Genomic DNA, 23,214 nt, shown 5'->3' with positions numbered 1-23,214 from the left:
AGGTAATTGTTGTGTTTGAACATTGCACCGGCTTCGACGCCTGAACTGCCCACGCAGTTCGGTGGGTGGCACGACTGTGTACAAACGCCTTCGGTGGTGCGGGTTTGCCGCATCGTCGACATCCCTAAAGGAGCGCAAGTGGACGACGTCCTGGCACGGGCCGGCATCTTCCAAGGAGTCGAACCCTCTGCGGTTGCGGCCCTGACGAAGCAGCTGCAGCCTGTCGATTTCCCCCGCGGACACGTCGTGTTCAACGAGGGTGAGCCCGGAGACCGGCTCTACATCATCGTTTCCGGCAAGATCAAGCTCGGACGACGCTCTCCCGACGGCCGCGAGAACCTGCTGACGATCATGGGACCGTCGGACATGTTCGGCGAGCTCTCCATCTTCGATCCCGGCCCCCGTACGTCCTCGGCCACCACGGTCACCGAGGTGCGCGCGGTCAGCATGGACCGCGCCGCGCTCAAGGACTGGATCGACCAGCGCCCCGAGATCGCCGAGCAGTTGCTGCGCGTTCTGGCTCGCCGGTTGCGCCGCACCAACAACAACCTGGCCGACCTCATCTTCACCGACGTCCCCGGACGTGTCGCGAAGGCACTGCTGCAGCTCGCGCAGCGCTTCGGCACACAGGAAGCGGGATCGCTTCGCGTGACCCACGACCTGACGCAGGAAGAGATCGCTCAGCTCGTCGGTGCCTCTCGCGAGACCGTCAACAAGGCACTCGCCGACTTCGCACACCGCGGATGGTTGCGCCTCGAGGGCAAGTCCGTGCTGATCTCGGACTCCGAGCGTTTGGCCCGAAGAGCTCGCTAGGCCGAGTTCCGTCGGGACAGCAGCTCGCTAGCTAGCTGCTTTCACGAAGGTAGGCCAGCTGCGTCTTGACCGACATCCGCGCAGCCGGCCATAGCTTCTTGTCCACGTCCGAATAGACGTGGCGTACCACCTGCATCGGTTTCGCGTTCTCGCCGATCTCGACCAGCGCCGCGCGAACCTGATCCAACCGCTGCTGACGGTGGGCGCGATACGCTCGCGCCACCTCGGCGGCGTCCGGTAGTTCGGGTCCGTGCCCGGGCAGCACCGTCTTTCCGGCACCTGCTGATTCCAGTCGGTCCAACGACTCGAGGTAGTCCGCGAGGGAGCCGTCCTTCGGGTCGAGCACCGTGGTGCCGCGGCCGAGGATCGTGTCTCCGGTCAGGATCGCGTCATCGAGCACGAAGCTCACCGAATCCGCTGTGTGTCCGGGCGTGTGCAGGACCTCGATCCGCAATCCGGCCGCCTCGATGACCTCGCCGTGGGCCAACGTCGCGCCGTCCCCGTGCAGAAACTTCTCCCCCAGAGCGCGCACCGGAGCGGATGTCTTGCGGTGGAAGCGCTTCACTCCGCCTGTGTGATCAGTGTGGCGATGGGTCACCAGCGTCAGCACCACCGTGCCCGACGCGGCGACGGCGTCGAGATGTGCTCGGTCCTTCGGACCCGGATCGACGACGATGCATTCCTCGGCACCCGGTGCACGCAGGATCCAGGTGTTCGTTCCGTCGAGAGTCATCTTGCCCGGGTTGTCGGCGAGCAGAACCGACGCGGTCGGCGTCACCTGCCGAAGAAGTCCGTACGCGGGATGCTGGGGGTTCGAGTCGGCCATTGAAACACTGTAGGTCGCCCGCCCCAGGCCGCGGTGACGAGGACTACCGTCGACTCTCATGAAGATCGGACTCGTCGGAGCGGGCCCATGGGCTCGCAAGACTCAAGCCCCCTCGCTGCTCGCTCACCCGGGTGTGGACTTCACCGGCGTGTGGGCACGCAGACCGGACGCCGCGGCCGAACTGGGAGCGCCGGTCTTCGACTCGTTCGACGCATTGTTGGGCGCAGTCGACGCGGTGGCGTTCGCAGTACCGCCCGCCGTGCAGGCCGGGTACGCATTGCGCGCAGTTCAGGCAGGCAAACATGTGTTGCTGGACAAGCCGATTGCGGCAACCGTGGCCGAGGCCGAGGAACTTGCCGCGGCCGTCACGGCGGCCGGAGTGCGGTCGATGGTGACCTTGACTCTCCGATTCGCTCCGGAGACAAGACAATTCCTCGACGCGACGGCCGGACGTACCTGGGCAGCAGGATCGGGAACCTGGTTCTCCGGGGCGATTCTCGGCGGGGCATACGCCAATTCGCAGTGGCGACACGACGACGGGGCGATACTCGACATCGGGCCACACGTGTTCGACCTACTCGACGCTGCGCTGGGAACCATTGCACGCGTTGCCTATTCGCACCGCGAGGTGGCATCGGACAGTTGGACGGTGCTGCTCGAACACGAGGGCGGTGCCCGCAGCACAGTGCAGTTGTCGCTGCGGACGCCGATCATGCCGTCGCTCATGCGCATCGAGCTGAGCGGCACCGACGGAGTCGAGACCCTCACCGATCGATCGACCTCGTCGACCGATTGCTTCGCCGTGTTGCTGGACGAATTCCTCGAGTCGGTCGAGTCGGGTGTCGATCACGAATGCTCGGTACACCGAGGCCTGCATCTGCAGAAGGTGATTGATCGGGCGCGGGAGTGGGCACCCTGAATCCATGACCATGATGGACGTCAAGGACGCGATGTTTCATTTCGCCTCGGCTCCTCACCGTTCGATGGATCAGTACACGGCGATCGTTTTCGACTCCGGAGACGCCGATCCACCGAGTTTTCACCAGGTGGCGGCGCATGTCGAACATCGCGCTCGGCTCGTTCCGAGGTTGGGGATTCGCATTTGCGAAGCACCGGGGCACTGGGAATTTCCTCGATGGATCCGTGATCCGCACCCTGTTCGCGACCATCTGGTGGATCACGACCTGTCCGATGGCCGGCACACGGTCGAGTCGTTCCTGGCAGAACTGTCGAGCGTTCCGATCGACGCGACGGATCGGGCGTGGAAAATTCATGTCGGCCGGGGACTGTCGCAAGCCGAGGGAGTACGGGGAGCGGCCACTGTCGTCGTCGTCCAGATCAGTCATGCGATGTCCGACGGATCGGTGGGCACCCACATCGCCCGCGCCCTGTTCGGTCGCGGCGAGAACACCGAGAACACGGCTCTCCCGGACCCGGTGGCGTCGCGTGCGCGCCCTCGGTACGACGCTGCGAAAGGTGCCGTGCTGCTGCCGCTCCGTTGGGCGAGGTCGCAGATCCCGATGGTGCGCGCCCAGAAGAAGTACTTGGCCGCGGTGCGAGACGGGGAGCTGGTGGTACCCGCGCCGGTCGAGGCCGCGAGATTCAATGCCCATCCCGACGAGACCAGGGCCGTGCACGTGCTGCAGTTCCCGAAGTCGCAGTGGACGGGTGGGCCGGCGACCGTGACGGTCACCGCACTCACCGCCGTCGGGGCTGCGCTGGCCGAGTACTGCGCGGCCCACGGAGAACCGGACCGAGACGACCTCCGAGCGCTCGTCCCCACCGCCCTCTCGGCGTCGGTACCGTGGCCTGCCGTCAATCGCACCCTGCCCGCGGCCGTGACTCTGCACCCGCAGCTTGCCGATGCGACCCGACGAGCGTCGGCCATCGGGGAATCACTGGCACTCCAGCGCGAACACGTGACCGATCACCGCCACCTCGATGCAACTCGATCCGCCGAGGTCTATCCAGCGGCTCTGATGCTCGCCTTCGGCCGCCACGGTCGGCGCACGGCCCCTCGCACCGGGACACCCGATCGGGTCACCACTCATACGGTCGTGACCAGCGTCAACCGCACGAGCCTCGACCTCACACTGGGCTCGGCCCGAGCGCAGTCGTGTTCGGGCGTCGCCGCGCTCGGGCCCGGCTGCAGCGTCAGCCACGCCGTCTACGGGTACGGCGATCTGGTCACCGTCTGCGTGGCGGCATGCCCGACGACCGTCCCCGACCACGCCGACTACGCGAACATGCTGCGTTCGGCGATCGACGAGACCTGCGCCGCCCTCCACGGAACGGCGACTACCGCAGTTCGACGATGAGCTCCACTTCCACCGAAGCACCGAGGGGCAATTCGGCTACACCCACAGCCGAGCGGGCATGCTTGCCTGCGTCACCGAAGATCTCACCGATGACGTTCGACGCCCCGTTGATCACCCCGGGCTGACCGGTGAACCCCTGGGCGGACGCCACGAATCCGACGGCCTTGACCACGCGTGCGATCGAGTCGATTCCGACGAGCGCATGGACCGCGGCGAGCGCGTTCAACGCACAGATGCGCGCCGCTGCGGTGGCGTCCTCCGCCGAGACGTCGGAGCCGACCTTGCCCGCGGACGTCAGATTCCCGTCCACGATGGGCAGCTGACCCGAGGTGTAGACGAGGGAACCCACCTGCACTGCCGGGACGTACGCCGCCAACGGCGGAACCACGTCCGGCAGGTCGATGCCCAGCTCGGAGAGCCGTTCGCTCCAGTCGGTCATCTGCGCTCAGGCCTTCGGACGCTTGAAGTACGCGACCAGCGTGTCGCCGCCGTTCGGTCCCGCCATGATCGTGACGAGTTCCCAGCCCTCGGAACCGTAGTTGTCGAGAATCTGCTTGGTGGCGTGAATCAGCACCGGCGCGGTGAAGTACTCCCAGATGATCTTTTCGCTCATGACTGTTGACCCTATCGTTCGGCCGAACACGAGGGGCGCGTCACTGCGAAGACGGGATTGCCGGTTCCGTCGGACGACCGGCATCGAGTCTCTATATGGTCGAGACGTGGGTACATCGAACGAAGAGGGATGGCCGGCGAAGGCAGATGCCGCGCGGCTGCATTTCGTGTCCGGTAAAGGCGGCACCGGCAAGTCGACGGTCGCCGCCGCGTTGGCGTTGGCGCTCGCCGCCGGCGGCCGACGGGTACTGCTGGTGGAGGTCGAGGGACGGCAGGGAATCGCGCAGCTGTTCGACGTGCCGCAGCTGCCACCCGTGGAGACACGCGTGGCCTCGGCGGACGGCGGCGGTGAGGTCTACGCGCTGGCCATCGACATCGAGACCGCGTTCCTCGAATACCTCGACATGTTCTACAACCTCGGTTTCGCCGGCCGCGCGATGCGCAAGATCGGTGCCATCGAGTTCGCGACGACCATCGCACCAGGTCTGCGCGACGTGCTCCTGACCGGCAAGGTCAAGGAATGTGTGGTGCGGACCGACAAGAAGGGAAACCGCGCGTACGACGAGGTCGTCGTGGACTCGCCGCCGACCGGTCGAATCGGGAACTTCCTCGACGTCACCAAGGCCATGGCCGATCTGGCCAAGGGCGGCCCGGTGCGTTCGCAGAGTGAGGGCGTGGTTCGGTTGCTGCACTCGGCGGACACCGTCGTGCATCTCGTCACACTGCTCGAAGCCCTGCCGGTTCAGGAGACCGCCGACGCGGTACGTGAACTCGAGGCGGCAGATCTGCAGCTGGGCACGGTCATCGTCAACCGCACCGAACCGACGTTCCTGCCCGACGACTCGCTCGAAGCCATCGCCGAGGGTGACATCGACGCCGCTGCCATCCAGGACGGCCTCGCCAAAACCGGAATCACGCTCTCCGAGGCCGACTTCGCGGGTCTGCTCACCGAATCGATCGAGCACGCGTCGACACTCTCGGCGCAGGTGGAGAGCGCAACTCAACTCGACGAACTCGACGTCGCACGCATGTCGTTGCCGATGTTGGCCGACGGTGTCGATCTCGGCGGCTTGTACGAGCTCGCCGCCAAGCTGGCAGAACAGGGTGTCCGATGACTCGACCAGTAGCAACCGAACTCGACGTCGATCGCATTCTGACCGATCCCACGTCGAGGATCGTCGTGGTCTGCGGGGCAGGCGGGGTCGGTAAGACGACGACGGCCGCCGCGATGGCGTTACGTGCCGCCGAGCAGGGCAGGCGCGTGGTGGTGTTGACGATCGATCCGGCCCGCCGCCTGGCTCAGGCTCTCGGTCTCGGCGATTTGGACAACAGCCCGCAGCCGGTGAAATTGGGTGCCGGCGCCAAGGGCGAGCTGCACGCCATGATGCTGAACATGCGGCGCACGTTCGACGAGATGGTCATCGAGCATTCGACGCCGGAGAAGGCCGAGCAGGTCCTGGCCAACCCGTTCTATCAGACTGTGGCGTCGTCTTTCTCGGGCACGCAGGAGTACATGGCGATGGAGAAGCTGGGGCAGTTGTCCCTGGATTCGTCGTGGGATCTGATCGTGGTGGACACTCCCCCGTCGCGCAATGCACTGGATTTCCTCGATGCACCGCAGCGGCTCGGCTCTTTCCTCGACGGCCGGTTCATCCGGCTTCTCACCGCTCCCGGCCGTGGCATCACCCGGGTGGTCACCAGCGCGATGAGTTTGGCGATGCGCGGTGTCTCCACCGTCATCGGAAGCCAAATGCTTTCGGACGCATCGGCTTTCGTCCAATCACTGGATTCGATGTTCGGCGGATTCCGCGAACGTGCGACGCGCACCTACCAGTTGCTACGCGAGGACGGCACCAGCTTCCTCGTCGTTGCTGCCGCGGAGCCCGACGCATTGCGGGAGGCGGCGTTCTTCGTCGAACGCCTCTCGGCGGAGAAGATGCCGTTGGCCGGGCTCGTGGTGAACCGGACGCACCCGACTCTGTCTTCGGTGCAGGCCGATCATGCTGCCACTGCCGCAGACCTGCTCGATCGGATCGACGACCCGGGCTCGACGCTGACCGCTGCGGTTCTCCGCATTCACGCGCAACGTGCTGTGACGGCGGCGCGTGAGGTGCGGCTGCTTCGACGCTTCACCGGTGCGCACCCCCGCGTCCCGATCGTCGGTGTTCCCTCCCTGCCCTTCGAGGTCTCCGACCTTGCCGCGCTACGTGCGGTGGCCGATCAGCTGACCCGCAAGGGTTAGATCGGCCGCGCTCGGCAGGCTGTGGACCTGCCGGGCCCGGCGGGGGCTAGATAGCCGCTTGCTGCTGGCGCTGGGTCTCGAAGAATTCGGACCAGGAGTCGACCTCGGGGTGCTGCTTGAGCAGCGCCCGACGCTGGCGTTCCGTCATGCCGCCCCACACGCCGAACTCCACTCGGTTGTCGAGTGCATCCGCACCGCACTGCATCAGCACCGGGCAGTGCCGGCAGATCGTCGCGGCCTTGCGCTGCGCCGCGCCTCGGACGAAGAGCTGATCCGGGTCCGTGCCCTTGCAGCGGGCGTGCGACACCCAGGCGATGCGTGCTTCTGCTTCTTCTACATCGAGTCGCGTCGGCGCGGTTGTCGTATGCATGCGGATACCCCTTTGCGTGTCGGTCGTCCTCGCTGGACGTCCCGGAGGCTCCAAGAAGGTTTGTACCTCGCTGGCGAAGCACAAATTCTAAGAGCTGCCCCACAATCATTATCAAGTGTTACGTGAATCACACCGTGCTCATAATTTAGGTAAAGCGAGCCGCGAATGCAAGACGGCGAGGTCACATTTCTGGTACGGCCGTCCCGAGCAGGGGCGCAGCACACAGCGCATGCGGGCCTGATGCCGGTCCGAGCAGTACCCACGTACGCTGTGCTCTGTGTCAGTCGGAAAAACCGTGGCGAAGCTCGCCGGATGTTCAGCACTCGCCGGTGCGTTGCTCGCCGGCGTGATGTTCCCCATGGCCGGAGGATTCGGGTACGCCTCGAACCGAGCCGCCGATACCGTCGACAACGTGTCGGCCGAGCTGGTCGAGGGAGCAGTACCTGCCGTCTCGACGATGACGGACGTCAACGGCACACCCATCGCCTGGCTGTACGAGCAGCGCCGTTTCGAGGTACCGAGCGACAAGATCTCCAACGAGATGAAGCTCGCCATCGTCTCGATCGAGGACCGACGCTTCGCCGAACACCGAGGTGTGGACTGGCAGGGCACGCTGCGCGCGTTCCTGACCAACACCACCAGTGGCCAGGTGGAGCAGGGTGCGTCCACCATCGATCAGCAGTACGTGAAGAACTACCAACTGCTGGTGGTGGCCAAGACCGACGCCGAGCGTCGTGCCGCGATCGAGACGACACCCGCCCGCAAGATCCGCGAGATCCGGATGGCGCTGACGCTCGACAAAGAGCTCACCAAGGACGAGATCCTCACCCGGTATCTCAACCTGGTGCCGTTCGGTAACGCGTCCTTCGGCATCCAGGACGCGGCCCAGACCTACTTCGGCATCGACGCCAGCCAGCTCAGCGCCGTCCAGGCCGCGATGCTCGCCGGAATGGTGCAGTCCAGCTCGGCCCTCAACCCGTACACCAACGAGGAGGGCGTGCTCGAGCGCCGGAACACCGTGCTCGACACGATGATTCAGAACCTGCCCGAGCGTGCTGCAGAACTGACGGCCCTCAAGTCCGAGCCGCTCGGTGTACTGCCGGTCCCCCAGACCCTGCCCCGCGGATGTATCGCGGCAGGTGACCGCGGATTCTTCTGCGACTACGCATTGCAGTACCTCGCCCAGGCCGGAATCAGTCAGGAACAGATCGACAAGGGCGGGTACCTCATCCGCACGACGCTCGACCCCGCAGTGCAGAACTCCACCAAGGCCGCGCTGGTCGAGAACACCAGCCCGAACCTCGACGGCGTCGCCACTGTCATGAACGTCGTCGCCCCCGGCCAGGACCAGCACCGAGTTCTGGCGATGGGCAGCAGCCGTACCTACGGCCTCAACGCCGACGACGACGAGACCGTGCAGCCGCAACCGCACTCCCTCGTCGGCAACGGAGCGGGCTCGATCTTCAAGATCTTCACCACGGCCGCAGCCATGGAGCGTGGACTGGGCACCAGCGCAACGCTGCAGGTTCCCAAGCGCGTGGAGGTCAAGGGAGTCGGCGACGGCGGTGCCAGAAACTGCCCCGCTTCCACGTACTGCGTGGAGAACGCGGGCAACTACCCACCCGCGCTGTCCATCACCGACGCGCTGGCTCAGTCCCCCAACACCGCGTTCGTCAAGCTGATCGAGTCGGTAGGCGTCACGCCGACGGTCGATATGGCCGTTCGCCTCGGCCTGCGCTCGTACACCGACCCGGGTTCGTCGGGCACCGACCAGTCGATGGCCGATTTCCAGAAGAGTCAGAACCTGGGCTCGTTCACCCTCGGACCGACCTGGGTCAACCCGCTGGAACTGTCCAACGTGGCTGCCACCCTCGCCTCCGGCGGCAAATGGTGCCCGCCCACCCCGATCGATTCGATCTTCGACCGAGACGGGAAGCCCGTTCCGGTCGCGCACCAGGCCTGCGAGCAGGTCGTCGAGCCTGGCCTGGCGAACACCCTCGCCAACGCGATGAGCAAGGACGACCAGGCAGGCGGCACATCAGCGTCCGCCGCCGCATCCGCCGGCTGGAACCTGCCGATGTCCGGTAAGACCGGTACCACCGAGTCGAACCGATCCTCGGGCTTCCTCGGGTTCACCAACAACTACGCCGCCGCCGTGTACACCTACGGTGATTCGCCGACGCCCAGCGAGATCTGCTCGTTCCCGCTGCGGCCATGCGGCTCGGGCAATCTGTACGGCGGTAACGAGCCGGCGCGGACGTGGTTCGACGCCATGACCCCGATCGCCAACAACTACGGTCCCGTCGCGTTGCCACCCGTCGACCAGAAGTACGTCCGTGGCTCCGCCAACGGTCAGGTTCCCGATGTCACCGGTCAGAGCCAGTCGTCTGCGACGTCCACGCTGCAGGGTGCGGGCTTCCAGGTGACGGCGGTGACGACGGCCGACCAGGCTGCACGCGGCACCGTGGTGTCGACCTCACCGTCGGGTTCGGCGGTACCGGGGTCCAACATCACGATCTACGTCAGCGACGGCTCGGTTCGACCGGCCCCGGCTCCGGCCCCTGCGCTGCCGAACATCCAGATACCGGAACTACCGCCGGGCATCCAGATTCCGGCGATCCCCGGTCTGACGGCTCCTCGCTAGTGCCTGCGGCAGTGGTGCGGTTGTGTGCCCCAGAGGGGACATGACCGCACCACTGCGCGGAGCGCACTACAGGCGGTCTTTGACTGCCTTCGAAAGTCGCGATCCGTCGGCCTTACCCGCTGCGAGTCCCGACGCGATCTTCATGACCTGACCCATTTGCTTCATCGCCGGTCGCTCACCGAGGTCCTCGGCCACCTGCGCGATGGCGGTGTCGACGATGGTGGCCAGCTCCTCGTCGGTGAGCGGGGTGGGCAGGTATTCGTTGATGATCTGCGCCTCGGCATGCTCGTTCGCCGCAAGTTCGCCGCGGCCGTTCTGGGTGTAGATCTCGGCCGATTCGCCGCGCTTCTTCGCTTCCTTGGCAAGCACTTTCAGCACGTCGTCGTCGGTCAACTCGTGGGCCTCCTTACCGGAGACCTCCTCGGTCTGGATGGCGGCGAGAATCATGCGCAGCGTAGCCAGGCGGAGTTTGTCCTTCGCCTTCATCGCTGCGGTGAGGTCGGTACGGAGGCGGGCCTTGAGTTCGGACATGGCGGAAACGCTACGCGGCGCAGTCGTCGGCTCGCACGTCCATATCCGGTTGCTGCCGTATCGTGGATGAGGTGTCCGCACAATTCAGTCCCTCGTTTCTCCGTACCTCGGCGCAACTGCGCAGCGCCTCCACGCAACTGCGCACTGCTGCAGAACAGGCTCGCGATGCAGTCCGAGCAGCTCCGCTGAAGAGTTCCGTGATCGGGACTGCAGGCGCGGCGGCGTTGGGGCTCGGATACGCCACCCTCATCGAGCGCAATGCCTTCACTCTGCGCGAGACATCCATGGCCGTGTTGGAGCCGGGTTCGGCGACCCTGCGGGTGCTGCACATCAGCGACCTGCACATGATGCCGGGCCAGCGGATGAAGCAGAACTGGCTGCGTGAACTGGACCGGCTCGAGCCCGATCTGGTCGTCAATACCGGCGACAACCTCTCCCACCAGCGCGCCGTCCCCAGCGTCGTGCAGGCGTTGGGGCCGATGCTCGCCCGGCCGGGCCTGTTCGTGTTCGGCAGCAACGACTACTTCGCACCCAAGCCGAAGAACCCGTTCAAGTATTTCGACAAGAACCACAAGCGCACGACCGGTGAATCGCTGCCGTGGCGCGATCTGCGGGCGGCGTTCTCCGAGCGCGGCTGGCTCGACGTCACTCACGTGCGTCGTGAGCTCGAGGTCGCTGGGGTACGCATCGCGGCGGCGGGCGTCGACGATCCCCACCTGAAGCGCGATCGATACGACACCATCGCCGGTCAGCCCAATCCGTTGGCCGACCTGCGCCTGGGCATCACGCATTCGCCGGAGCCGCGGGTGTTGGACAAGTTCGCTCAGGACGGTTACGACCTCGTCCTCGCCGGTCACACGCACGGTGGGCAGCTGTGTCTGCCGTTCTACGGCGCACTGGTGACCAACTGCGAGATCGACCGTTCGCGGGTCAAGGGCCCGTCCAAGTGGGGCGCGCACACCCAGCTGCACGTCTCCGCGGGAATCGGAACCTCGCCGTACGCGCCCGCACGCTTTTGCTGCCGGCCCGAGGCCACCCTGATCACGCTGACTCCGGCCCCAAGAATGGGTCCGAAAAACGTCTCCGACGAGGGCGTTTCGCGTTCCGAGGCAGTCGTGAGTTAGACTTCTCCAGCGGTACACGGGGTGTGGCGCAGCTTGGTAGCGCGCTTCGTTCGGGACGAAGAGGTCGTGGGTTCGAATCCCGCCACCCCGACAGTTGGACCACCGAAAGGGACCCACTCGATTCGATCGAGTGGGTCCCTTTTCTTTGCTCTGTCGACGCTACTGTGAGTCGACTCTGCCGACCCCGAGCGAACGGACTTCACGACCATGCCGACCCCGACCCGCGTCCACGTCACCCACCGGTTCGTTTCCCCACCCGAGGTCGTGTTCGCGGCGCTGTCCGAACACGAGAACCTCGGGCCGCTGTTCATGGCGAAGATCGACCGCGTGCGCGACGGCGATACATCGCGCAACGGAGTCGGCTCCACCCGCAGCCTCAAGCTCGGGCCGATGCCCGCGTTCGAGGAAACCACCATCGTCTCCGAGCCGAACTCTCTGATCGAGTACCGCATCACCAAGGGTGGTCCACTACGCGGCCACTGGGGCGTGCAGAGGTTCACCCCCACCACCGACGGCGGCACCGAACTCGATTACACGATCGGATTCGACGCGCCCGTCCCCGGACTCGCCGCGATCGTCGGTAAGGCATTGACGTCGAGCATCTCGAAGAACCTGTCGCGCCTGGCTCCGTAGCCAGTTCTGCGCCCTGCCCGAACAGCACGGCCCGTCAGTGGCGGGAAAGGCAGCGACGGGGCTCGTGAAGAGCCGCGTCGACGGGAGGTGTCGTAGTTTCCGACGGTAGCGACGTGACCCGAATGCGCTTGTCCAGTACGGTATCGGGCGATGACGGTGATCGATGATGCCCGGTCGAGCCGGCGCAATCACAGGTTTCTGGACTGCGCTGTCGCAGCTGCGGTCTTTGCCTACAACCTGCCCGTGCAGGGATTCGCGGTCCCTGACAGTGCGGTCTCTTGGATTGCATATGCCCTGCCGGTCGGACTGTGTCTGCCGTATGTCTTCCATCGCCGTCGCCCCTTGTCGATGTTCTCGGTGATTGTGGCGACCGCCTATCTGCAACTCGCGCTCGGGGTGGAGCTGCTGGTCGCAGATGTGATGCTCGTTCCCGCTCTGCACGCCGTCGCTCGAAGTCGGCCGCCGTCGAACTCGGTTCCTGCGGCCGTCGCGGTGGCGGTGTGGACGATCACGATGACGATGCCGTCGATGGAGCGGTACAGCATGTCCCTCGGTGACGTAGGGCTGCTGGTGCTGATCGTGGCGATCGCGTGGCTGACCGGAATGCTGGCGCGCGTCCGCAACGAGTACGTCCACAGCCTGCAGCTCCGCGCCGAGCAGGTGGAGCGGGACGCTGCCGCGGCCGAACGAACCCGGATCGCCCGCGAGATACACGACATCGTGTCCCACAGCCTGAGCGCGATCGTGTTGTTGTCGGAGGGTGCCGCAGGCACCGTCCGGCAGGATCCCGATGCGGCCGCCGCGGCAATGGAGACCGTTCGAGACACCGGGCGAGAAGCAATGACCGAGATGCGGTCGATGCTCACCGTTCTGCACTCCGACGATCCGGTCGACCGGGTACCTGCACCGGGTGTCGTCCAGCTCGACGGGCTCGTCGAGCGATCGCGGGCGGTGGGCATTCCGGTCGACTATCGCGTGACGGGCGAGCCCGTCGAGTTGCCGCCCGGTCTGCAGCTGGTGATCTACCGTGTGATTCAGGAATCGTTGACCAACGTAGGCAAACACGCGGGACCGGAGGTTCGAGCCGTGCGAGTGCATCTGAACTACGGACCGGCGACGATCGAGTTGACCGTCGCGGACGACGGACGCGGAACCGATTCGTCGTCCGCGTCCGGGTGGGGGCTGATGGGTATGCGGGAGCGAGTTCTCGCGCAGGGCGGCACCTTCGACGCAGGCCCGACCGCGGACGGATTCCACGTCGCGGTCTCACTACCCGCCGAGGCGGTACGGTGACGATATCGGTTGTGCTGGTGGATGATCAGAACCTCGTGCGAGCCGGACTGAAATTGGTGCTCGGCTCGCGCGCCAAGGTGCGGATAGTCGGCGAAGCTGCCGACGGACGCGAAGGCGTCGACGTGGTTCGGGCGACCAACCCCAACGTCGTTCTCATGGACGTCAGAATGCCGGTGATGGACGGCATCGAAGCAACCCGTGCAATCGTGCAAGCCACGAACTCGAAAGTACTGATACTGACCACCTTCGACCTCGACGAGTACGTGTTCGACGCCCTTCGAGCCGGTGCCGGTGGCTTTCTCGTCAAGGACGCTCCGATCGACGAGCTGATATCGGCGATTCAGCATGTGCACGAGGGAGATTCGGTGGTCGCCCCGAGCACCACGCGGCGCTTGATCGAGCATTTCACTTCCGCTCCCGCACCCCGAGCGCGGCAGGTGCGCACCTCCGCCGAACAACTCGCCGATTTGACTCCACGTGAACGTGAAGTCCTGGTCCACCTCTCGAGCGGGCTGTCCAATGCGGAGATTGCCATTGCGATCGCGGTGTCGGAAGTAACCGTGAAAGCCCACGTGGGACGCATATTGTCCAAGCTGGGGGTACGTGATCGCACCCAGGCAGTGATCGCCGCTTACGAGTCGGGACTGGTCGGTCCGGGTACCGGCGGCTGAAGGGAGGGTATACCTGGGTATACCCTCCGAAATACTCCTGCAGGCGGACGATTCTCCAGGCCGAATGCGGAACAGTCGGGGTATGGACATCGTCAGAACTCACAGCCTCGGCAAGCGCTACGACACGCATACCGTCGTCGACGACGTGAACCTTCGCATTCCTGAGGGCTGCGTCTACGGCTTTCTCGGTCCGAACGGATCGGGCAAATCGACGACCATGAAAATGCTGCTGTCCCTGATTCGACCGACCTCGGGTGAGGTGGAGATCCTGGGTAGGCCGATGAATCACGGCACCCGCCGCGAATTGCTCTCACACATAGGATCACTCATCGAATCTCCACCCGGATACGGACATCTCACGGGTGCGGAGAACCTTCGTATCGTGCAGCGCTCTCTCGGGCTGCACGCCGAACAGATCGAGCGGGCAGTAGCCACCGTCCGTCTGCAGAAACACCTCGACAAGAAGGTGAAGAACTACTCGCTGGGAATGAAACAGCGCCTCGGCATTGCGATGGCACTCGCGCGCGAGCCACAACTTCTGATCCTGGACGAGCCCACCAACGGCTTGGACCCGGCCGGAATCGAAGAGATCCGCGGCTTGCTCCGTCATCTCGCCGAACACGGTGTGACAGTGATGGTCTCGAGCCATTTGCTCGGCGAGATCGACAAGACGGCGAACATGCTCGGAATCCTGAGCCAGGGCCGCCTGATTTTCCAAGGCACCCGCGACGAGCTGTTCGCCGCCTCCACTCCGGACGTGCTCATCGACGCGATCGATCCTGGACGCGCGAGTTCGGTTCTGCAACAGAAGATCCCGGTGCAGGTCGACGACCACACGTTGAGGCTGTCCGGCATCGACGATCGAAGTACCGCACAGGTGGTGGCGGAACTCGTCGGCGCAAACGCAGGCGTCTACGGCGTTCGGCGCGACGATCAGTCGCTCGAAGACGTATTCATGAATCTGACGAAGGGTGGCCGATTGTGACGACCGTACGCAACGAATTCGCCAAACTCAGGCACCTGCACATCGGCGCGATCGCCGCATTGTTGGTCGCCGCGATCGTAGGGTTGACCTTCGTCGGCGCTCTCACCGCGGCGACGTCGAACGATTCGACCGCGGTCTCCTGGGCACTGCCACTGGCCGGTCTGTCCCTTGCCGTCCCCATCGCGTCACCACTGCTGATCGCAGTGATGGCAAGCCGCACAGTGGAAGTCGAGCACCAGTCCAACGGCTGGTTACTGAACCAGACCAATGGAGCCGACCGCGGAGCCCTCGTGCGGGCGAAGCTCGTCTCGACGGGCCTCGTCGTCGGTGGCGCGACGGTGGCGGCCAGCGCTGCAGGTGTATTTTTGGGGACCGCCATCGGGGTGACCCAACCGATGCCTGCCGGTCTGTGGTTGGGCTACACGGCGGCAGCGGTGACGGCCAACCTGGTGATACTCGGTCTGCACCTGGTGATCTCAGCGCGAGTGGACAACCAACTGGTCGCGCTGGGAATCGGCATCGTGGGTACCGTCATCGCGATCTGCGCCTCCGGATTCCCCTCCTGGGCAGCACACCTGACGCCGTGGGGGTATTACTCCTTGGCGTCGGCCGCCGACTACCGAGGCGAGCAGGTGGTGACACTGAACCCGTCCTACGCCAGCATCGTCGCCCTCGGAGTTGTCGGGGCAGTGTTGTTCTGGCTCATGACCGTTCGACTCGATCGACAGGAGGTACGAGCATGAATGCGTTTTCAGCGGAAATGATCAAGCTCAGGCGCTCGCAGGCATGGGCGGTCGTCGTTCTCCTCCCTCTGATCATCGCGGGGGTCGGAACGTTCAACACGATCGCGTCGGGCGCAGAGTTGGCAGAGGGATGGCGCACATTGTGGTTGCGCACAGTCGTGTTCTACGGCCTGTTCCCACTCGCACTCGGCGTTGCCGTACTGGCCTCGCTGGCGTGGAAATCCGAACACCGAGGAGGGAACTGGAATGCCCTGATGAGTGGGCCGGTTCCGTCGACGCGCATCGTGATCGCCAAGACGGCCGTGGTGGCAACGCTGACCGCGGTCATGAACATCGTCATGCTGGCAGCCGTCGTCGTTCTCGGCAAGGTGGTCTTCTCGCTCGACGGCATGCTTCCTTCCGAGCTCTTCGCGACCAGTGCACTCATCGTGGTGGGGTCGCTACCGGTGGCGGCTCTGCAATCCGGTCTGTCGATGACGATCAGGTCGTTTGCGGTGCCGATTGCCATCGCTCTCGCCGGGGCCGGTATATCGGTGTTCCTCCTCACCGCCGAGGTGACCGAGGCAATCTTCGTGTTGCCCTATGCCCTGGCAACTCGCGCAACCCAACTGGCCTCCGGAACTTTCGGTGACTCGGGTTCGCTGACCACCGGAGCCGCACTGTCGGTCCTGACGGCCACGGCACTGCTCACTGTCGTAGTCGTCGCACTGACCGGCAGGGCACTCGACCGCAAGGACATTCACGTTCAGTGACAGCGCGAGACCCCGATCGACAGTCTCGATCGGGGTCTCGTCGGTTGTGCTCAGCTCGACGCCGCGCGCAGTTTCTCCAACAACGGGCCTGCAGCCTCGGCGAGGAACCGTTCTTGGGTTTCGTCGCCCACCTGCACGAGGGCGATGTCGGTGTACCCGGCCTCCCAGTACGGCTTCACGGCCTCGACGATGGCGTCCAGGTCGGGTCCACACGGAATCGTGTCGGCCACATCTTCTTTCCGCACGAACTTGGTGGCTCCAGCGAATCCCGCCGTCGTCGGCAGATCGGCGTTGACGGCCCAGCCGCCGGCGAACCAGCGGAATCGGTCGTGTGCGCGATCGATGGCGGCGTCCTTGTCCGGATCCCAGGAGATGGGGATCTGTCCGATGGAGCGCGCCGGTCCTTCGTGGTTGTCCGACCATGCCTTGACGAGGTCGGCGTCCGGCTCGGTGGCGATGAGGTGATCGCCGTACTCGGCGAACCGCGCCACTGCCTTCTCGCCACCGGCGGCGATGCCGATCGGCACGCCACCCTCGGGCAGGTCCCAGATCCGAGCCGAGTCGACGCGAAAGTGCTTGCCCTCGTAGGTGACCAAGCCGCCTGCGTGCAGGGCACGGATGATCTCGAGTGCCTCGACGAACATGTCCTGACGCTTGTCGATGGACGGCCATCCCTCACCCACGACGTGCTCGTTGAGGTTCTCCCCGCTGCCGAGGCCGAGGGTGAAGCGTCCGTCGGCCAAGATCTGCAGCGTGGCGGCCTTCTGCGCGACGACGGCCGGGTGGTACCTGATGATCGGGCACGTCACGTACGTCATGAGCTCGACGCGCTCGGTGGCCTGAGCCACCGCACCCAGCGTCGTCCAGGCGTAGGGCGAGTGACCCATGGACGAGAGCCACGGTGAGTAGTGATCGCTGCTGACCTCGAAGTCGAAGCCGACCTTCTCGGCTCCGACGGCGTACTTCACCAGCTCCTTCGGGCCACTCTGCTCGGTCATCAACGTGTATCCGAAATTGGTCATGATGTTCTCCTAAATTGTTGCGACGGAACCGGCGTCGACTCGGTAGTTCGATCCGTTGACGAAGGACGCGCGATCCGAGCACAGGAACGTGATCACCGCGGCGACTTCCTCGGGCTCACCTCGACGTCCCAGCTCCATGTACGGACGCTCCTCGTCGAGGAAGCTCTCGATGGCACCGTCGCGGTCGGTGCCCTTCTCCTCGGCGCGCTTGTCCATCATCGCGTCGGTCATCGGGGTGTGGATGAACGCGGGAGAGACTGCATTGACCAGCAATCCCTCCGACGCATAACTGCGCGAGAGCCCCTTGGCGAGGGCCAATACGCCGGCTTTGGCTGCGCAGTAAGGCAATTCGTCGTCGTACGGCTGCACGGCATCCTCGGAGGTCAGCAACACGACGCGTCCCCAACCACCACGGCGTAGCGCCGGCAGAAATGCCCGCAGTAGCCGGACGGGACCCATCAGGTCGATGTCGAGGGTGGAACTCCACCCCTCCTCGTCGATCTCGTGAAACAGTCCTTGCGCGCCCGTCACTCCCGACGACTGGACGAAGATGTCGATGTCGCCCACGGCCCGCTGTGTCTGCGCCGCCAAGTTCTCGACCGCCTCAGTGTCGGTCACGTCCGCAGCGAACGCGAACAACTGCCCATCGGGCGCTTCGAGCTGCGCTGCTGCGTCGTCGAGCGAGGTCTGATCCTTGTCGCTGATCACAACCCGAACACCCTCGGCCAGCAGCATTTTCGCGGTGTACCAGCCGATACCGGAGTCTGCTCCGGTCACCAGTGCTGTCTTACCGTCGATTCCCAAATCCATGAAATCCCACCTTGCGTTCGTGGTCGTTGTCAGGCTGTGGCGTCGTGCGAGCGCGCAATGGTCAGCGCCGCGTTCACCAGGGCCAGGTGGCTCAAGCCCTGCGGGAAGTTACCCAGAAACGACCCATCCGAAGCATCGATCATTTCGCTGTACAACCCGACGTCGTTGGACAGCGCCACCAGCTGGTCCATCAGAGCTGTGGCCTCGTCGTCTCGGCCGACGCACGACAATGCCGACACCCGCCAGAAGGCGCAGGCCACGAAGGTCGCTTCTTCCTGTGCGACTCCGCTGTAGCGATACATCAGCGGCCCGGCACCGAGCTCGTCGACGAGAGCATCGATGGTCGACGAGAGTCGTTCTCCACGATCGAAATCCATCTCGGCGGCCAACAGCACGGACGCGTCGAGTCCGTCGGCGCCCGGGTACGCGAGGTAGGCCTGCCGCTCGTCGGACCAGCACTCGGTTTCGATGTAGCGCCGAATGCATTCTTTCTCGGCTTTCCATCTATCCGGTATGCCCGGGATCTCCCCGGCTTCCGCCAGGTGCACGGCGCAGTCCAGCGCCTGCCAGCAACCGAGCTTGGAGCTGGTGTAGTGCTGCTCGTCCTCGAGCTCCCAGATTCCGGCGTCCTTGCGCTGCCACGAATCGCATGCCTCGTCCGCGATGGTGGCCAGCAGTCGACCGGTCTGCGCGTCGAGGATGTTCCCCGCGTCCACGTACTGCCGAATGATCGAGAACAGATCCCCGAAGATCATCAACTGCAGTTGATCTGCCGCGGCGTTACCGTTCACCACCGGCCCGATGCCTCGCCATCCGGGCACGTCGGGCTGCTCGGTCCCGCCAGGCAATTCACCGCCGAGGGTGTAGAAGACGTTGACCAAGGGATCGTTGGATCGGATGACTTTCAGCAGCCACGCCACCGCCGCGTGGATTTCCTCACGAAGACCGAACCGTTGCAGGGCGCGAATCGTGTACGCGGCATCGCGAACCCACGCGTAGCGGTAGTCCCAGTTCTTGCCACCGGTACGGTTCTCGGGCAGTGAGGTCGTTGCGGCGGCTGCTATCGCGCCGGACGGGCTGTGCAGCAACAACTTCAGTGCCAGCGCACTGCGAGCGACATGCTCCGACCACGGGCCCTGGTACGAGAACTCGTCCGACCACACACGCCAATTGGCGATGGTCCGGTCGATTCCCTCGTCGAGGTGCTGCGGATCCGGCAGCGGCAGCGGTTCGTTCTCGGTTCCCACCACACCGAGTACGTGCCGTGAGCCCGGGTGGGTGGTGAAGACACCGCTGATGTCGCGGTCCGCGAGCTGCACGTCCTCTATGCCCAATGTCCTTACCGCCAAGGTCAATCCGTCGACGCGCAGGACGGTTCCGTGCTCGGTGTCGTACGCCCACGGCGAGGCGATCCCGAGCATGGTCCCCGGCGCGACCGCCCACGTCAGCTCGACACTGCCGGCGAGACCCTCGACGCGACGTGCCAACTCCACCCAGGGCAACCGTCCGGCCACGCCGGTGTTGAGCGAGTCGGTGATGCGCACGGTGCCGGAGTCGGTACGGAATGTGGAACTCAATACGTTGGTGCCAGGGACGAATTCACGCTCGACGGTGAATTCGTCCCGCGGCGCGAGTTCGATGTAACCGCCGTGTGGCGCGTCGAGCAGCGCCGCGAACGGAGGCGGTGAATCGAGATTCGGAACCGGAAACCAGTCGATGCGGCCGTCGTCGGCGATCATCGCCACGGTCCGGCCGTCGCCGATCGCACCGTAGCTCTCGATGGGGACGTAGCCGTCGACCCTGGGGTGCGGCTTACGGAACTCGCTCAAGCACTTGCCTTTTCGTCGGAGTAGATGGGGCTGGTCTCGATGTTGGCGAGCAGATCGGCGGGGTCGTCGAACACGGCTACCGCTCCCGCGTCGAGCAGTTCGCTGCGCGAGATGCCACCGCTCAGCACACCGATGGCGCGTACTCCCGCACGTCCGGCCGCTTCGATGTCCCACACACTGTCGCCGACCATCACCGCACGCTCCGCCTGAACACCGGCACGCTCCAGCGCAACCGCGACGATGTCGGGCTCGGGCTTGGCCACCTCGGCGTCCTCACCGGACGTCACAACCGCAACCGAGTCCTCGACGTCGAGCAGATCACGCAGAGTCGAGAGCTCGCTCTCGGGGGCGGATGTGGCCAGCACAACGGTGAGTCCACGGGTATTCAAGTCCGCCAACAGTTCACGGGCATCCGGGAGCACTTCGAGATCGGACGAGGCATCGGCGTAGTACTCGCCGTGCAGCTTCTTCGCTTCCTGAGCCACCGCACTGTCGGACGAGCCGACCAGTGCCTCCAGCAACTTCGACCCGTCCATCCCGATGCTGCGATGAATACGCCACGACGGCACTTCGTGCCCGGCTTCACGAAACGCTCGCGACCAGGCGTCGACGTGCACGTAATTGGAATCGACGAGGGTTCCGTCGATGTCGAACAGAACAGCCCCGACGGTGGGGTTCGAAACACGCATGGTTCTCGGATACCCGGGGGTGGTGCACGCAAACAACAAGCCCCCCGCTGTGCGCGAGGGGCCTGTCGGGTGGAAAGAGACGTCAGCTGGCCTGCGCCTGCCACATCCAGTGCAACTGCTCGAGGCGCGCGGTGATGCCGATGAGCAGGTCCTGCGTCACCGGATCGGCTTCGCCGGTATCGGCGATGCGTCCGCGAAGACGCTCGACGACGGCAGCGATGTTGTCGACAACGGCGGGCACGACCTCACTGTCCTGAGTCCACCCGGCACCGAAGCCCTTGGTGCCTGCGGTCGAGGAGACGGTAGCTGCGCGGCCGTCGGGGCTGACGCCGATGGCAGTGGCGCGCTCGGCCGCCTGATCGGTGAACTCACGTGCAGCAGTGACCAATTCGTCGAGCTCGAGGTGAACGGAACGGAAGTTCTTGCCGATCACGTTCCAGTGCGCCTGCTTCGCGATGAGCGAGAGGTCGATGAGATCGACCACGGTGCCCTGAAGCGCGTCACCCGCAATCTTCTGCTGGCCTGCGTCGAGAGTGCTGGTGATGGGGTTCGTCATGATGTGGCCTCCCTGCCGTTGGACGACGGTATGCATCGCACACCATTATTGTTCTTTCGTCTGTACTACACAACGGCACGTCGGCCCACGTTGTTCCGGATCGACGCCATCATCGCTGTGACGCCGATCCCAGGGTCGGTCGGATCAGACCTTGGCGGCCTCGTCGGACGGATCGTCGATTGCGCCGGCACCGGTGGTCGGTGCGGTCTCGTTCTGCTGCGACCGAACACCTTCTTCGACCTTCTTGCCGAGCTCGGGGTCGACGTTGGTCCAGTACTCGAACACTCGGCTCAGGACGGGCTCGCTGACGCCGTTGAGAACGTGTCCGACGATGTTCCCGACGAGACGCTCACGCTGGGCGTCGTCCATGACCTCGCGGACCAAGGCTCCCGCTTGCACGAAGTCGCCGTCCTCGGGGTGCTCGATGTACCCGGTGCGTACGAAACGAGGCTCGAAGTCCCACGCTCCGTCGTCGCCGTACTTGTTCGTGTCCGCCGATGGGCCGCCGAACGAGTTCGGGGCGTAGACGGGCGTCTCCGGGGAGTTGAACGAGTACCGCATGTTGCCGTCCTTGGAGTACGAGTTGACCTCGGACTTCGGGGCGTTGACCGGCAGCTGCGCGTAGTTCGCTCCGATGCGGTACCGGTGCGCGTCGGCGTAGGAGAACACACGGCCGAGCAGCATCTTGTCGGGGCTGAAGCCGATGCCGGGCACGGTGTTCGACGGCTCGAACGAGCTCTGCTCGATCTGAGCGAAGAAGTTCTCCGGGTTGCGGTTCAAGGTCATCTTGCCGACCTCGATCAGCGGGTAGTCCTTCTGCGACCAGACCTTGGTGAGGTCGAACGGGTTGTACTTGTAGTTCTCGGCATCGTCGTACGGCATGAGCTGCACCTTGAGGGTCCAGCTGGGGAAGTCGCCGTTCTTGATGGATCCGAACAGGTCCTGACGGTGGTGGTCGGGCGACGTACCCGCAACCTCGTCCGCCTTGTCCTGCGTCAGGAAATCGATACCCTGATCGGTCTTGAAGTGGAACTTCACCCAGGTCTTCGTGCCGTCCTCGGCAATCAGCTGGTATGTGTGCGAGCCGAATCCGTCCATGTGGCGGAACGACTTCGGAATGCCGCGGTCACCCATGAGCCAGGTCACCTGGTGTGCCGACTCGGGCGAGAGGGTCCAGAAGTCCCACTGCATGTTGTTGTCGCGCAGGCCGGAATCGGGCATGCGCTTCTGGCTGCGGATGAAGTCCTGGAACTTGATCGGGTCCTTGACGAAGAAGATCGGGGTGTTGTTGCCGACCAGATCCCAGTTGCCTTCCTCGGTGTAGAACTTCAGCGAGAAGCCACGCGGATCGCGCCAGGTGTCGGGGCTGCCCTGCTCGCCCGCGACCGTGGAAAAGCGTGCAAGCATCTCGGTCTTGGCACCGGGCTGCAGAGCCTTCGCCTTGGTGTACTTGCTGATGTCTCCGGTGATCTCGAGTTCCCCGAACGCGCCTGCGCCCTTGGCGTGCACGACGCGCTCCGGGACCCGCTCACGGTTGAACTGGGCCATCTTCTCGATCAGGTAGTGATCGTGCAGGAGGATCGGACCCTGCGTCCCGGCGGTGAGCGACTGGTCGTCGCTGGGTACTGGAATTCCCGAGTTGCTGGTGGTGGGCTTATTGATCGGCTTGGTCATACGAAACCTCCTGATGGCTGGAGTAAAACCGGGAGGGCTGTCCCGGGGACGCACTGAACGGCCGGACGCTGGACCGC

24 protein-coding genes and 1 tRNA gene are annotated in these 23,214 nt (G+C 64.8%); 14 read left to right on the top strand and 11 right to left on the bottom strand.

The genetic code is table 11. From position 1 onward, the window contains the following. Positions 1–138 precede the first annotated feature (138 nt). Complete coding sequence (locus CH294_RS12685; RefSeq protein ID WP_027494494.1) at positions 139–813, top strand: Crp/Fnr family transcriptional regulator; 675 nt, start codon at positions 139–141, stop codon at positions 811–813. Positions 814–844: 31 nt separating this feature from the next. Here the strand turns inward: CH294_RS12685 and CH294_RS12680 are convergent, their stop codons facing one another. Continuing rightward, complete coding sequence (locus tag CH294_RS12680) at positions 845–1,639, bottom strand: MBL fold metallo-hydrolase (protein WP_094738134.1); 795 nt, start codon at positions 1,637–1,639, stop codon at positions 845–847. A gap of 58 nt (positions 1,640–1,697) precedes the next feature. Here CH294_RS12680 and CH294_RS12675 point away from each other — a divergent pair, with 58 nt between their 5' ends. Next, positions 1,698–2,558: a Gfo/Idh/MocA family oxidoreductase gene (locus CH294_RS12675; protein WP_032404584.1), complete on the top strand. Its 861-nt coding sequence runs from the start codon at positions 1,698–1,700 to the stop codon at positions 2,556–2,558. Positions 2,559–2,562: 4 nt separating this feature from the next. Continuing rightward, positions 2,563–3,957, top strand: coding sequence for a wax ester/triacylglycerol synthase domain-containing protein (locus CH294_RS12670; protein ID WP_094738133.1), 1,395 nt, complete (start codon positions 2,563–2,565; stop codon positions 3,955–3,957). On the opposite strand, the gene CH294_RS12665 is transcribed toward CH294_RS12670, so the two are convergent. Both CH294_RS12665 and CH294_RS12660 read right to left on the bottom strand, forming a co-directional pair. Beyond that, positions 3,938–4,396, bottom strand: a complete 459-nt coding sequence (locus tag CH294_RS12665) for a RidA family protein (RefSeq protein WP_094738132.1) — start codon at positions 4,394–4,396, stop codon at positions 3,938–3,940. The two genes, CH294_RS12670 and CH294_RS12665, sit on opposite strands and share 20 nt — an antisense overlap. Positions 4,397–4,402: 6 nt before the next feature. After that, positions 4,403–4,570 carry a DUF4177 domain-containing protein gene (locus CH294_RS12660; protein ID WP_094609297.1) on the bottom strand — a complete coding sequence of 56 codons (168 nt, stop codon included), beginning with the start codon at positions 4,568–4,570 and terminating at the stop codon, positions 4,403–4,405. Positions 4,571–4,676: 106 nt separating this feature from the next. Between CH294_RS12660 and CH294_RS12655 the strand changes: the two genes are divergently transcribed. Beyond that, positions 4,677–5,684, top strand: a complete 1,008-nt coding sequence (locus CH294_RS12655; protein WP_032380028.1) for an ArsA-related P-loop ATPase — start codon at positions 4,677–4,679, stop codon at positions 5,682–5,684. Continuing rightward, a complete protein-coding gene (locus tag CH294_RS12650; protein ID WP_032380027.1) occupies positions 5,681–6,811 on the top strand; it encodes an ArsA-related P-loop ATPase in 1,131 nt (376 codons plus the stop codon). Before CH294_RS12655 ends, CH294_RS12650 begins: the two co-directional genes overlap by 4 nt. A 46-nt stretch (positions 6,812–6,857) precedes the next feature. Here CH294_RS12650 and CH294_RS12645 read toward each other — a convergent pair whose 3' ends face one another. Beyond that, complete coding sequence (locus CH294_RS12645) at positions 6,858–7,181, bottom strand: WhiB family transcriptional regulator (RefSeq protein WP_008712729.1); 324 nt, start codon at positions 7,179–7,181, stop codon at positions 6,858–6,860. Positions 7,182–7,476: 295 nt separating this feature from the next. On the opposite strand from CH294_RS12645, the gene CH294_RS12640 reads away from it, so the two are divergent. Beyond that, a complete protein-coding gene (locus CH294_RS12640) occupies positions 7,477–9,825 on the top strand; it encodes a penicillin-binding protein (RefSeq protein ID WP_032380683.1) in 2,349 nt (782 codons plus the stop codon). 66 nt (positions 9,826–9,891) lie between these two features. Here CH294_RS12640 and CH294_RS12635 read toward each other — a convergent pair whose 3' ends face one another. Next, positions 9,892–10,356 carry a GatB/YqeY domain-containing protein gene (locus CH294_RS12635; protein ID WP_032380026.1) on the bottom strand — a complete coding sequence of 155 codons (465 nt, stop codon included), beginning with the start codon at positions 10,354–10,356 and terminating at the stop codon, positions 9,892–9,894. A gap of 185 nt (positions 10,357–10,541) precedes the next feature. Here CH294_RS12635 and CH294_RS12630 point away from each other — a divergent pair, with 185 nt between their 5' ends. The 8 genes from CH294_RS12630 to CH294_RS12595 all read left to right on the top strand — a co-directional run bounded on the left by CH294_RS12630 (position 10,542) and on the right by CH294_RS12595 (position 16,557). Beyond that, a complete protein-coding gene (locus CH294_RS12630; protein ID WP_032380682.1) occupies positions 10,542–11,480 on the top strand; it encodes a metallophosphoesterase in 939 nt (312 codons plus the stop codon). 17 nt (positions 11,481–11,497) lie between these two features. After that, positions 11,498–11,571 (top strand) — tRNA-Pro (locus CH294_RS12625). A gap of 116 nt (positions 11,572–11,687) precedes the next feature. Further along, entirely contained in the window at positions 11,688–12,113 is a 426-nt protein-coding gene (locus tag CH294_RS12620; protein WP_032404581.1) for an SRPBCC family protein, read from the top strand. Positions 12,114–12,263: 150 nt separating this feature from the next. Next, positions 12,264–13,406, top strand: a complete 1,143-nt coding sequence (locus CH294_RS12615) for a sensor histidine kinase (RefSeq protein ID WP_094738131.1) — start codon at positions 12,264–12,266, stop codon at positions 13,404–13,406. After that, positions 13,403–14,077 (top strand): response regulator transcription factor, encoded by a 675-nt coding sequence (locus tag CH294_RS12610; RefSeq protein WP_094738130.1) that lies wholly within the window; start codon positions 13,403–13,405, stop codon positions 14,075–14,077. The genes CH294_RS12615 and CH294_RS12610 overlap by 4 nt, the downstream gene beginning before the upstream one ends. Before the next feature lie 82 nt (positions 14,078–14,159). After that, positions 14,160–15,062, top strand: a complete 903-nt coding sequence (locus CH294_RS12605; RefSeq protein WP_094738129.1) for an ATP-binding cassette domain-containing protein — start codon at positions 14,160–14,162, stop codon at positions 15,060–15,062. Further along, complete coding sequence (locus CH294_RS12600) at positions 15,059–15,805, top strand: ABC transporter permease (RefSeq protein WP_032404577.1); 747 nt, start codon at positions 15,059–15,061, stop codon at positions 15,803–15,805. The genes CH294_RS12605 and CH294_RS12600 overlap by 4 nt, the downstream gene beginning before the upstream one ends. Further along, positions 15,802–16,557 (top strand): ABC transporter permease, encoded by a 756-nt coding sequence (locus CH294_RS12595; RefSeq protein WP_094738128.1) that lies wholly within the window; start codon positions 15,802–15,804, stop codon positions 16,555–16,557. Before CH294_RS12600 ends, CH294_RS12595 begins: the two co-directional genes overlap by 4 nt. 50 nt (positions 16,558–16,607) lie before the next feature. On the opposite strand, the gene CH294_RS12590 is transcribed toward CH294_RS12595, so the two are convergent. The 6 genes from CH294_RS12590 to CH294_RS12565 form a co-directional block, all read right to left on the bottom strand. After that, positions 16,608–17,579 (bottom strand): LLM class F420-dependent oxidoreductase, encoded by a 972-nt coding sequence (locus CH294_RS12590; RefSeq protein WP_027494506.1) that lies wholly within the window; start codon positions 17,577–17,579, stop codon positions 16,608–16,610. 9 nt (positions 17,580–17,588) lie between these two features. Beyond that, positions 17,589–18,389: an SDR family oxidoreductase gene (locus CH294_RS12585; RefSeq protein ID WP_094738127.1), complete on the bottom strand. Its 801-nt coding sequence runs from the start codon at positions 18,387–18,389 to the stop codon at positions 17,589–17,591. A gap of 29 nt (positions 18,390–18,418) precedes the next feature. Then, entirely contained in the window at positions 18,419–20,218 is a 1,800-nt protein-coding gene (locus CH294_RS12580; RefSeq protein WP_094609288.1) for a glycoside hydrolase family 15 protein, read from the bottom strand. Beyond that, positions 20,215–20,907, bottom strand: a complete 693-nt coding sequence (locus tag CH294_RS12575) for an HAD family hydrolase (RefSeq protein ID WP_037149984.1) — start codon at positions 20,905–20,907, stop codon at positions 20,215–20,217. The genes CH294_RS12580 and CH294_RS12575 overlap by 4 nt, the downstream gene beginning before the upstream one ends. An 82-nt stretch (positions 20,908–20,989) precedes the next feature. Further along, positions 20,990–21,463: a DNA starvation/stationary phase protection protein gene (locus tag CH294_RS12570; RefSeq protein ID WP_032380678.1), complete on the bottom strand. Its 474-nt coding sequence runs from the start codon at positions 21,461–21,463 to the stop codon at positions 20,990–20,992. Between the two features lie 144 nt (positions 21,464–21,607). After that, the gene (locus CH294_RS12565) at positions 21,608–23,125 is read right to left on the bottom strand and encodes a catalase (protein ID WP_094609303.1); all 1,518 of its coding nucleotides are present in this window, start codon (positions 23,123–23,125) and stop codon (positions 21,608–21,610) included. Between the last annotated feature and the right edge of the window lie 89 nt (positions 23,126–23,214).

This window comes from Rhodococcus sp. 14-2483-1-1, from assembly GCF_002259335.1.
In the GTDB taxonomy this organism is placed as follows: Bacteria; Actinomycetota; Actinomycetes; order Mycobacteriales; family Mycobacteriaceae; genus Rhodococcoides.
This window is presented reverse-complemented; position numbering and strand designations above follow the sequence as displayed.

What these genes read in the sequence shown, in the direction of transcription:
- CH294_RS12665 (WP_094738132.1), bottom strand. Translation starts at nt 4,396, where the DNA reads ATGACCGACTGGAGCGAACGGCTCTCCGAGCTGGGCATCGACCTGCCG.
- CH294_RS12645 (WP_008712729.1), bottom strand. Translation starts at nt 7,181, where the DNA reads ATGCATACGACAACCGCGCCGACGCGACTCGATGTAGAAGAAGCAGAA.
- CH294_RS12650 (WP_032380027.1), top strand. Translation starts at nt 5,681, where the DNA reads ATGACTCGACCAGTAGCAACCGAACTCGACGTCGATCGCATTCTGACC.
- CH294_RS12660 (WP_094609297.1), bottom strand. Translation starts at nt 4,570, where the DNA reads ATGAGCGAAAAGATCATCTGGGAGTACTTCACCGCGCCGGTGCTGATT.
- CH294_RS12590 (WP_027494506.1), bottom strand. Translation starts at nt 17,579, where the DNA reads ATGACCAATTTCGGATACACGTTGATGACCGAGCAGAGTGGCCCGAAG.
- CH294_RS12575 (WP_037149984.1), bottom strand. Translation starts at nt 20,907, where the DNA reads ATGCGTGTTTCGAACCCCACCGTCGGGGCTGTTCTGTTCGACATCGAC.
- CH294_RS12615 (WP_094738131.1), top strand. Translation starts at nt 12,264, where the DNA reads ATGACGGTGATCGATGATGCCCGGTCGAGCCGGCGCAATCACAGGTTT.
- CH294_RS12570 (WP_032380678.1), bottom strand. Translation starts at nt 21,463, where the DNA reads ATGACGAACCCCATCACCAGCACTCTCGACGCAGGCCAGCAGAAGATT.
- CH294_RS12585 (WP_094738127.1), bottom strand. Translation starts at nt 18,389, where the DNA reads ATGGATTTGGGAATCGACGGTAAGACAGCACTGGTGACCGGAGCAGAC.
- CH294_RS12670 (WP_094738133.1), top strand. Translation starts at nt 2,563, where the DNA reads ATGACCATGATGGACGTCAAGGACGCGATGTTTCATTTCGCCTCGGCT.
- CH294_RS12605 (WP_094738129.1), top strand. Translation starts at nt 14,160, where the DNA reads ATGGACATCGTCAGAACTCACAGCCTCGGCAAGCGCTACGACACGCAT.
- CH294_RS12620 (WP_032404581.1), top strand. Translation starts at nt 11,688, where the DNA reads ATGCCGACCCCGACCCGCGTCCACGTCACCCACCGGTTCGTTTCCCCA.
- CH294_RS12595 (WP_094738128.1), top strand. Translation starts at nt 15,802, where the DNA reads ATGAATGCGTTTTCAGCGGAAATGATCAAGCTCAGGCGCTCGCAGGCA.
- CH294_RS12675 (WP_032404584.1), top strand. Translation starts at nt 1,698, where the DNA reads ATGAAGATCGGACTCGTCGGAGCGGGCCCATGGGCTCGCAAGACTCAA.
- CH294_RS12635 (WP_032380026.1), bottom strand. Translation starts at nt 10,356, where the DNA reads ATGTCCGAACTCAAGGCCCGCCTCCGTACCGACCTCACCGCAGCGATG.
- CH294_RS12680 (WP_094738134.1), bottom strand. Translation starts at nt 1,639, where the DNA reads ATGGCCGACTCGAACCCCCAGCATCCCGCGTACGGACTTCTTCGGCAG.